This window comes from Flavobacterium sp. (genome assembly GCF_023151265.1).
Lineage (GTDB): Bacteria > Bacteroidota > Bacteroidia > Flavobacteriales > Flavobacteriaceae > Flavobacterium.
Map to the genome: position 1 here is coordinate 1 of NZ_JAKLJH010000109.1, position 9,134 is coordinate 9,134.

General features: G+C 32.4%; 11 protein-coding genes. 2 read left to right on the plus strand and 9 right to left on the minus strand.

Annotated features, from left to right (window positions below; all coding sequences use genetic code 11):
* Together L6Q46_RS10350 and L6Q46_RS10355 are read right to left on the minus strand one after the other, a co-directional pair.
* A partial coding sequence (locus L6Q46_RS10350) for an Hsp70 family protein (protein WP_291284235.1) occupies nucleotides 1–307 on the minus strand: 307 nt, incomplete at its 3' end.
* Between the two features lie 144 nt (nucleotides 308–451).
* On the minus strand, nucleotides 452–1,351 hold the full coding sequence (locus L6Q46_RS10355) for an EamA family transporter (RefSeq protein ID WP_291284236.1): 900 nt from the start codon (nucleotides 1,349–1,351) through the stop codon (nucleotides 452–454).
* Nucleotides 1,352–1,499: 148 nt separating this feature from the next.
* Here L6Q46_RS10355 and L6Q46_RS10360 point away from each other — a divergent pair, with 148 nt between their 5' ends.
* The gene (locus L6Q46_RS10360; protein WP_291264665.1) at nucleotides 1,500–2,915 is read left to right on the plus strand and encodes an L-serine ammonia-lyase; all 1,416 of its coding nucleotides are present in this window, start codon (nucleotides 1,500–1,502) and stop codon (nucleotides 2,913–2,915) included.
* Nucleotides 2,915–3,295: a DUF2809 domain-containing protein gene (locus tag L6Q46_RS10365; RefSeq protein WP_291284237.1), complete on the plus strand. Its 381-nt coding sequence runs from the start codon at nucleotides 2,915–2,917 to the stop codon at nucleotides 3,293–3,295. Before L6Q46_RS10360 ends, L6Q46_RS10365 begins: the two co-directional genes overlap by 1 nt.
* On the opposite strand, the gene L6Q46_RS10370 is transcribed toward L6Q46_RS10365, so the two are convergent.
* From L6Q46_RS10370 to L6Q46_RS10400, 7 genes are all read right to left on the minus strand, one after another.
* On the minus strand, nucleotides 3,270–4,319 hold the full coding sequence (locus L6Q46_RS10370) for a porin (protein ID WP_291284238.1): 1,050 nt from the start codon (nucleotides 4,317–4,319) through the stop codon (nucleotides 3,270–3,272). The two genes, L6Q46_RS10365 and L6Q46_RS10370, sit on opposite strands and share 26 nt — an antisense overlap.
* Nucleotides 4,297–5,649 carry a potassium transporter TrkG gene (locus L6Q46_RS10375; protein ID WP_291284239.1) on the minus strand — a complete coding sequence of 451 codons (1,353 nt, stop codon included), beginning with the start codon at nucleotides 5,647–5,649 and terminating at the stop codon, nucleotides 4,297–4,299. The genes L6Q46_RS10370 and L6Q46_RS10375 overlap by 23 nt, the downstream gene beginning before the upstream one ends.
* A gap of 2 nt (nucleotides 5,650–5,651) precedes the next feature.
* Nucleotides 5,652–5,912 carry a hypothetical protein gene (locus L6Q46_RS10380; protein ID WP_291284240.1) on the minus strand — a complete coding sequence of 87 codons (261 nt, stop codon included), beginning with the start codon at nucleotides 5,910–5,912 and terminating at the stop codon, nucleotides 5,652–5,654.
* Between the two features lie 13 nt (nucleotides 5,913–5,925).
* A complete protein-coding gene (locus tag L6Q46_RS10385; protein WP_291284241.1) occupies nucleotides 5,926–6,609 on the minus strand; it encodes a response regulator transcription factor in 684 nt (227 codons plus the stop codon).
* On the minus strand, nucleotides 6,602–7,672 hold the full coding sequence (locus L6Q46_RS10390) for an ATP-binding protein (protein WP_291284242.1): 1,071 nt from the start codon (nucleotides 7,670–7,672) through the stop codon (nucleotides 6,602–6,604). The genes L6Q46_RS10385 and L6Q46_RS10390 overlap by 8 nt, the downstream gene beginning before the upstream one ends.
* 90 nt (nucleotides 7,673–7,762) lie before the next feature.
* Nucleotides 7,763–8,203 (minus strand): nuclear transport factor 2 family protein, encoded by a 441-nt coding sequence (locus L6Q46_RS10395; RefSeq protein WP_291284243.1) that lies wholly within the window; start codon nucleotides 8,201–8,203, stop codon nucleotides 7,763–7,765.
* 11 nt (nucleotides 8,204–8,214) lie between these two features.
* The coding region (locus L6Q46_RS10400; protein WP_291284244.1) for an SLC13 family permease at nucleotides 8,215–9,134 on the minus strand (920 nt) is incomplete at its 5' end.

The window sequence follows — 9,134 nt, forward strand, 5'->3', positions numbered from 1 at the left end:
TATCAACACGTGGCGTATCGTTGTCACCTTTAACCACTTTGTAAGCTACAGTTGAAGCTTCTTTTGCACTTTCAGAATACTTATTCCCCATGAAACGTTTTACAGAAGCAATCGTTTTTGTTGGGTTAGTTACTGCTTGTCTTTTTGCCGGATCTCCAACTTTAATTTCTCCACCTTCTACAAATGCAATTACAGATGGTGTTGTTCTTTTACCTTCTGCGTTTGCAATTACAACAGGTTCTCCACCTTCCATTACAGCCACACATGAGTTGGTTGTTCCTAAGTCGATTCCAATAATTTTGCTCATTTTTATACTTGTTAGATTTTAAATTTCAATTTTAAACTCGATGACTCTAATTCAAGGATTATGCCATTACGAAAAATAATGAAAATTGACAGAAAACAGCTTTTGTCAGGTTTTTTAAACTGACAAAATGTCGTTTTATGGTGATTATTTGAGTCTATTCTGTCTTAGATTTTTAAAATTAGCGACATTAAAGACCACAATAGAAATCAAAATCAAAGAATAAGAAACAATTTGGGCAACCGAAACCGATTCTTTAAAATAAAATATCGCTAAAAAGAAATGAATCAACGGATTGGTGTACATTAATATCCCAACAGTTGACGAATTTAATCCTTTCAAAGCATATAAATTCAGGAATAAAGGAATAATCGTGAAGACAATTACAATAATTAAAAGTAGTGAATAAAACAAAAATTCGGTTGGAACTGCTCCACCATAACTCGGATAAAACGGTAATAAAATAGCTGATGAAATCACCATTTGAATGGTCAATATCAAGAATTTATCGAAATCACTATTCTTTCTTTGGGAAACTAAATACAATCCGAAACTTAAAGCAATTATCACGCTGTAAATCAAATCTTTGAAATTACCGTAAGACAATATTACACAACTAATTACACATAATCCTACTGCAATCCATTGCCAGACATCGATTCTTTCTTTCAATAATATAAAAGCCAAAACGGTGGTTAAAATTGGACAAATAATATAGGCGAAAGAAGCCGATTGTAAACTCACATGATTCACCGCATAAATAAATAAAAACCAATTTAATACTAACAAAAATCCGCCAACAATCGTCATGATTACAGCTGATTTTTGTTTTTTCTTTGAAAGTTCTTTGAAGGTATTCTTCGCTTCAACTACAACTGATTTTCTAAAAAACAAATTGATTCCCAATAAGAAAGCCGTAGCAATAAAAACTCGAAAGAATAAAATATCTAATGAAGCATAATCTGTTAAAGGCTTCAAAGCCAAACTGAAAAATCCCCAAATAACAAAGGCAACAAGAGCAGCTAAAAAATACTTATTTATTGGCATTACTTTTTTTTGCAAAAGAACTAAAAAAGAAGGAAACCAAATCCCAATTTTATGTTATTAATTCAAAAGATTTATAACAATTGAACTGTTTTACGTGTTGCATAATTTCAATTTTAAAAACTATCTTTGCTATACTAAAGAACTATTTATGGAATGTATTTCTGTTTTTGATATGTTAAAGATTGGTGTTGGACCATCGAGTTCTCACACTCTTGGACCATGGCGTGCTGCCGAACAATTTTTAAAAGAATTGCGCAATCGCAATCTAATTGATAATATAATTGGTGTCAAAGTAGATTTATATGGTTCCTTATCATTAACAGGAAAAGGGCACGCAACAGATTTAGCAGTAATGCTAGGTTTAAGTGGTGCTGACCCAGAATATATTCCGGTGGAAAGCATTGATGTGATTATTTCTGCCATCAAAAACAAGAAAGAAATTTTCTTAGGAAATGAAATTTTAATTCCGTTTTGTTTTGAAACTGATATTGTTTTCAACCGAAACTTTTTACCTTTTCATGCTAACGGATTAACTTTTACAGCCAAAACTGATACCGAGACTTATTCAGAAACCTATTATTCTATTGGTGGCGGCTTTGTAGTAAAAGAAAAAGAAGACCATCACAAAGAAGAAATTTTACATACTTTTCCATTTCCAGTAGAAAAAGCAGATGAATTATTGGCTTTTTGTGTAGCCGAAAATAAAAAAATATCTGAAATCGTTTACGAAAACGAGAAAACCATGCGCAGCGAAGAAGAAATTCACAACGAATTACTTCGCATTTGGGACACGATGCTAGAATGTATGTACATTGGTTGTCATTCGGAAGGCATTCTTCCTGGTGGACTTAATGTTCGAAGACGAGCGTATGACATGCACAAAAATTTAATTGGTGTTTTACCTTATGAAGACCCATATTCGTGGTTGCAAATCATCAGACAAACCGAAGTTAAATTCCGTCAGATTCTAAAATGGGTAAGTTGTTTTGCTTTGGCAGTAAATGAAGTAAATGCTTCGTTAGGTCGTGTGGTTACAGCTCCAACAAATGGAAGTGCGGGAGTAATTCCTGCGGTTTTGATGTATTATTTGGTAATCGAAAATCATGAAGCGGGCGAAAAAGAAATCAAGCAATTTTTAATGGTAGCAGGCGAAATTGGTTCTATCTTCAAAAAAGGAGCAACCATTTCAGCTGCTATGGGTGGTTGTCAGGCGGAAATTGGCGTTTCAAGTGCTATGGCAGCCGCCGCTTTATGTGAATTAATGGGCGGAACTCCAGCTCAAGTTACCATGGCGGCCGAAATTGCAATGGAACATCACTTGGGATTAACTTGTGACCCAATTGGTGGTTTGGTACAAATTCCGTGTATTGAAAGAAATACTATGGGTGCAATTAAAGCTATAAACGCAGCCGAATTAGCATTAGAAACCGATGCTTTAAATGCAAAAGTGCCTTTGGATAAAGTAATCAATACGATGTGGGAAACTGCAAAGGATATGAATACTAAATACAAAGAAACTTCAGAAGGTGGATTAGCGGTTGCAGTTGGATTAGCAGATTGTTAATGAAAAGTAATCGCCTAAATTATTTTATCCTTATTTTATTGGTTTTGATTCTTGGAATACTTTCAAGGAAAATATCAGGCATTCCATTATTTATTGGAGATGTTTTATATGCTGTTTTGATTTATTTCGGATTTCGATTTTTAATTATGGATTCGAAAAAATCAACCTCGCTCCTATTGAGTTTACTTTTTTGTTTTGGGATTGAAGTCTTGCAATTGGTTCAAATCGATTGGTTACTAGCTATTAGAAAAACCACTTTAGGGCATTACATTTTGGGCGAAGGCTTCCTTTGGTTGGACTTGCTTTGTTATGTAATAGGAACTTTGTTGGCTTTTCTAATAGATAAGAGACTTATTAAAACTCAAAGCTTAAACTCGTAGTAACAAAAAAGTTATTGGATTTATTATCGAAGAAAATAGCTTCTTTAGAATCTAAATAACGGGCTTCGGTTCTTAATTTTACTTTTGAATTAGGCAAATAATCAAAGTTTATGGAAGCTCCTGATGTTTTAAATGCATCTGAAGTTGCAATAATCACATTATCTTCATCTTGATAATATTCCACCCGAAAAGCGGTTTGCCATTTTGGATTTATCGAATATTGCGCAATCAAAACGGGACTCATCCAATACAAATGTTTATCATTTAGAGAAGAACTGTCTTGAATTCCGAAATCAAATCCTAAAATGGTGCGCCATTTTGAATTCCAGGTGTTATCCCAATACAAATTGTTGAAATAACGCATTGCCAATTCGGTTCCATAGAATTCTTTTCCTATAAAAGTACTCCAATTCAATGTGGATTTTTCAGAAGGTTTGTATACAATTTGAGTTCCTAAAGCGGGAGCAACGTCTTTTTGTGGTTTGTTAATGCGTTGCCAACCATTCGTTACCAATCCCGAAAAACTCCATTTGTCATTTGGTTTGTAATTACACTTTACTCCCGTCATAAAATAAGGCGAATTTTCCGCTAAAATAGAACGTGTTAGAGTCAAATTGGTAGCCGTTGTTGCCGATTCAAATCCGATGTAACTTGGCATGATCCCGACTTCAATAGATGACTTTTTATTGTCATTCAAATACATTCCTACATAAGCTTCGCTCAATAATTTAATGTCTTCCGAAGCGTAATTGTCATCAACATATGTTCCAGCATGAATAGCAATTGAAGCATAAGCATTTCTGTATTGCAATTGCGTACGAATTAATCCATTATTCACATTAAACTCGTTGTGACGGTTGTAATTATACATAAATGGAAGTTTAGTATCCGTTGTTGGATTGCTAAAATCGTACGCATAATACGTTTCTAAAAAACCAGAGACTTTAATTTTTAATGAATCTTTTTCTTGAGCGTTTCCTAAAAAAGATAAAAGTACCATACTATACAGCCAAATCTGTTTCATTGTCAATTTTTTTATGTTGTTTTTTAGCTAAAATGGCTAATCCAAAAGTAATCACGCCTACCCTTCCAATAAACATGATGCTAATTAAAATTATTTTTCCCCAAACCGATAAACTTCCGGTAATTCCCATACTTAAACCAACGGTTCCAATGGCTGAAGTAGCTTCAAATAGTAACTTTTCTAAAGAATGATTTTCTGTAAAGCTCAACAAAAATACACTAAAAAATAAAATTGCCGTATAAAAAATAAAGGTCGAAACTGCCATTTCTAATCGGTCAGCTGGAATTTTTTTACCTAAATAAGTCACTTTTGCTTGATTTCTTACTTTGCTCTTTACAATTGCAATTACTGCAGTTAAAGTTGTAATTTTCATACCACCACCCGTACTTGAAGGCGCTGCTCCAACGTACATTAGAAAAATAATTGTAAGTAAAACACCCAAGGTCAAATTACTTAAAGGAATTGAATTATAACCCGCTGTAGATATTGCATTAACAGTTTGAAAAGCTGCAATTTCTAATCGTTCAAAAACTGGATAATGTTGTATGGTACTTTCTCCAAAAAAAGTAATTGCAGTTGCAATAAACAAAACGCCAAAGAACGATAGTGTAATCATTTTTGTAGTAAACGAAATGGAATTCGATTTTTTTGAAAAATAATACCAAATATCAGTTACTACAATAAATCCTAATCCTCCTGAAATAGTCAAAAAAAGTACAATTCCATTTAAAAAAGTATTGGTTGCATAAGCTTCAAAACTAGTATTGTACAAACTAAATCCAGCGGTACAAAAAGAGGAAACACTATGAAAAATACTTGTCCAAACAGTAAAAAAAGTATCGGAATGAATAGGCTTAAAAGCGAAATAAAATAAAACAGCTCCAATGATTTCTATAATAAATGTAAATACGATAACCGATTTTAAGAAATCCTGAATTTTAAATTCTTTTGGCATGGTAAACTCGTTATGCATAATTTTTTTATGCCAATGCGTAATTTGTTTTGTGGTAGAAAGTAAAATATAAGTCGTTAACGTCATATAACCAATTCCGCCAATTTGAATCAATGTTAGAATTATGAATTGTCCAAAAAAAGTATAATTGTCAAACGTACTTACCGTTGCCAATCCTGTGGTGGAAAGCGCTGATGTGGATGTAAAAAGAGTGTCAATAAAATCTGTTGGAATTTTCTGTGAAAATGGTAAGGATAGAAAAATCCAACCCAAGACCATGTACAAGAAAAATCCAAAAAACAAACTTTGTTGGGGATTTAATCGCAAATGAAATTTTAAGTATTCGCGTCTTACGGTTTGAAATAAAGTTTTAGGCATTATTATTTTTCAATTTTAAATTTATAATAGTTTTTAATAAAGTGCGAAGCATGAACTAATCCGAGTTTTTCAGCTACTAAACTCAAATCGTTAAGTTGATTTTCTAAAGGATCTTCTCGTTGTGGGCATTGATTAATTTTGATAAATTCTCGAAGCCAATAATCTGAATTTGAGTTAGATTGTGGAGGATTAATTGCGTTATTTAAAGACAAACTATCGCTGTTGCTTGGCACATTAGCTGTGTTGCTGTCTGAATTTTCCATATGTAATGATTTTTTATGTCAGAATAAATCGATAACCAATTCCGCTTTCGGTGAGAATTATTTCGGGATGATTGGCATCTTTCTCAATTTTTTTTCTTAATTGTGCTACAAACACTCGTAGATATTGGGTTTGGTCGCTATAACTTTTTCCCCAAATTTCCTTTAATAAGTATTGATGTGTTAATACTTTTCCTTCGTTTTTTGCCAAAATGGCTAGTAAATTAAACTCTGTTTGAGTTAATTTAACTTCTTCGTTATTCACTTTTACGATTCGGGTTATCAAATCAATCGAAAAATTAGATGAACTAATAACTGGTTCCGAAGCTTCTTTGATGTGATTTCTCATGTGAGAACGCACTCTTGCTAATAATTCTTGCGTTCTAAAAGGCTTAATTAAATAATCATTTGCTCCATTATCCAACGCTTTTACAATTTCTGATTCTTCGCTTTTAACCGATAAAATCATGATGGGATTCGAATACCATTCTCGCAATTGTTGTAATACTTTTTGACCATCAACATCGGGTAAACCCAAGTCAAGCATAATTAAATCAGGTTGAAAAGTAGCTGCAAAACGTATACCTTCTAAACCATTTTCGGCTAATTTTACTTCAAAATCATTCGTACTTAAAGTAATTTCTAAAAGTTTTCTGATTTGCGATTCATCATCTATAACTAAAATTTGGCGCTTATTCATTTTCTGTCGGATTAAATTTTGAAACTTCAGTTTTAATTTTGATTATGAATTTTGCTCCACCTTCTAATCTATTTTCTAATGTTACAGTTCCGTTTTGCGCTTCAACAAAACCTTTTACAATTGATAATCCTAAACCAGAACCACCTGGTCGCGAATTTTTAAGTCGGTAAAATTTATCAAAAACAAAGGCAATCTCATCTTCTGGAAAACCATTTCCTTCATCTAAAATTATAATTTGCAATGTATCTTCAGTATATGATAAATTGATTGTTATAGTACTTTTTTCGGGTGTATAAATTATGGCATTGTTCAATAAATTATAAATAACGTGCTCTGTTAAACCGTAATCTAATTTAAAAAGTGGTAAATTTTCGGGAGCAATAACTATTATTTTTTGTGAATACGATTTGATTTTTAAAGCTCTAATTACTTCGTAAACAATCTCATTTACGTCAACCCAATCCATTTTGGCAACGATAACACCTGATTCTAATCGCGACATATTGAGTAAATTCTCAACTTGATTATTTAATCTCAAAGAAGCAATCGAAATTTCTTCCAATAATTTTTCTTTCTGATTGTCGGACATAATTGCATTGCTTTGAAGCGCATCGGTTGAACCAATAATAGCAGCAATAGGCGTTTTTAATTCGTGCGATAAACTATCTAAAAGTGTATTGTAGAGTTTTATGGATTTTAATTTGGACTCTTTTTCATTCGCAATTCGTTCAATTTGTCTGATCTTAAACGTTAAAACTGCATTAATTAAAGCAATTACAAAATACATAAAGAACATAAATTTGTCTTCAGTATTTCCAATATGAAATGTAAAATAAGGTTTGATAAAAAAGAAATTCCAAATTAAAGCACTCAAAACAGCAGCTAATAATGTGGGAACAATTCTGTAAAACATGGCTACAAAAGAAACGGTAACCAAAAGAATAAAAGCAATAACCTTATAACCAATAATTTCTTTAAATGCAAAGCATGCAAGCGAAACCAGCACCACTAATATTATGCTGAAAATATACTGATTATTAAGATTTGATGTTCTACTAAACACGCTTTAAAACTTTACCATTGAATTACTTGGCAAAGATAAGTTGGGTTTTATAAATAGCGTATAAAAGAAGTGCTAATAAGTATAAAGATTTTATAAAGATTTCTTTCTTCTGGTATCAATTAAATGAATAATTTGCCATTTTCCATTGTCGTTATACAAAGTAAAAGCATTAGCTCCAATATGACTTAGCTTATCATTTACGTAAAATTCATACGGAGTCCAAACGTGTGCTAAGTTGCCATCAATTTCTACTTTATAATCAAGTAATTTTTCGAATATTTTCAAATTCGCCGGAATTGTTGCAATTGAATTTAAAAACTCATCAAACTTTTCGTCTTTTAATTTATAACCTTCTTTTGTATTAGCAACTGTTCGCATTACAATTTCAGGATGGCATAATTCTCTTAAAGCAACAGTATCTTTTGCATGGAAAGCTGTAAAAAAATCATCTACCACTTTTTTTGGATTGGAATCTTGAGCAAAAATAGAACTTGATAAACTAAAAAGTATCAACAAGAATAGAGGTTTCATATTAATTCATTTTAATGCATTAGTAGCACTTGAACTAAATATGTTACAATTCCAGCAACATAACCCGCAATAGCTAAAGGTGTTATCTTTTTTAAATACCACATAAATGTGATTCTTTCTTTCTCCATTACGGCTATTCCTGCAGCAGAACCAATTACTAACATACTTCCACCTGTTCCTGCACATAAAGCGATAAATTCCCATAAAGTGTGATCCATTGGATAATCTGCTAATGAGAACATTCCTTGCGTTGCAGCAACTAAACTTCCGTTATCTACAATTGAAGATAAAACTCCTATTGCTACAATCATAGAATCTGTATTTGGTAAAGTTTTAATTAAGAAATCTGCCATTTCTCTCAAAACACCTACTTCTTGCAAAGCAAATACCATTAATAAGATTCCCATGAAATAAAGAATTGAACTAATATCTACTTTTGTTAAAGCGTATGCAACTGAAAACTTATCTTTTTCTTCTTGTGTTTTCTTTCTGTGATACATTATCGAAACTAAAGAAACCATTGACAATGAGATTAAAACACCAATAAAAGGTGGTAATCCAGTTAATGTTTTGATTACTGGAACCATAACTAAACCTAAAACTCCTGCGATAAAAACACTCATACTTCCTCTCATCTTCTCTTCCTGACGCACTTGAGCCATTGAAACTTGAGCACGTAAAACAGCAAAACCTTTCATCCTAAAACTTGCAATTATAACAGGCACTAACAATACCATAGTAGAAGGTAAAATCAAGGCTTTCACAATTCCAAAAGAACTTACTTGCCCTCCAATCCATAATAAAGTTGTAGTAACGTCACCAATCGGACTAAAAGCTCCTCCAGCATTAGCTGCGATAACAACAATTCCTGTTAATATCATTCTGATTTCTCCTTTTGGCATTAGCTTTCTCAAAAGTGTCACCATAATGA

What these genes read in the sequence shown, in the direction of transcription:
- L6Q46_RS10355 (WP_291284236.1), bottom strand. Translation starts at nt 1,351, where the DNA reads ATGCCAATAAATAAGTATTTTTTAGCTGCTCTTGTTGCCTTTGTTATT.
- L6Q46_RS10360 (WP_291264665.1), top strand. Translation starts at nt 1,500, where the DNA reads ATGGAATGTATTTCTGTTTTTGATATGTTAAAGATTGGTGTTGGACCA.
- L6Q46_RS10365 (WP_291284237.1), top strand. Translation starts at nt 2,915, where the DNA reads ATGAAAAGTAATCGCCTAAATTATTTTATCCTTATTTTATTGGTTTTG.
- L6Q46_RS10370 (WP_291284238.1), bottom strand. Translation starts at nt 4,319, where the DNA reads ATGAAACAGATTTGGCTGTATAGTATGGTACTTTTATCTTTTTTAGGA.
- L6Q46_RS10375 (WP_291284239.1), bottom strand. Translation starts at nt 5,649, where the DNA reads ATGCCTAAAACTTTATTTCAAACCGTAAGACGCGAATACTTAAAATTT.
- L6Q46_RS10380 (WP_291284240.1), bottom strand. Translation starts at nt 5,912, where the DNA reads ATGGAAAATTCAGACAGCAACACAGCTAATGTGCCAAGCAACAGCGAT.
- L6Q46_RS10385 (WP_291284241.1), bottom strand. Translation starts at nt 6,609, where the DNA reads ATGAATAAGCGCCAAATTTTAGTTATAGATGATGAATCGCAAATCAGA.
- L6Q46_RS10395 (WP_291284243.1), bottom strand. Translation starts at nt 8,203, where the DNA reads ATGAAACCTCTATTCTTGTTGATACTTTTTAGTTTATCAAGTTCTATT.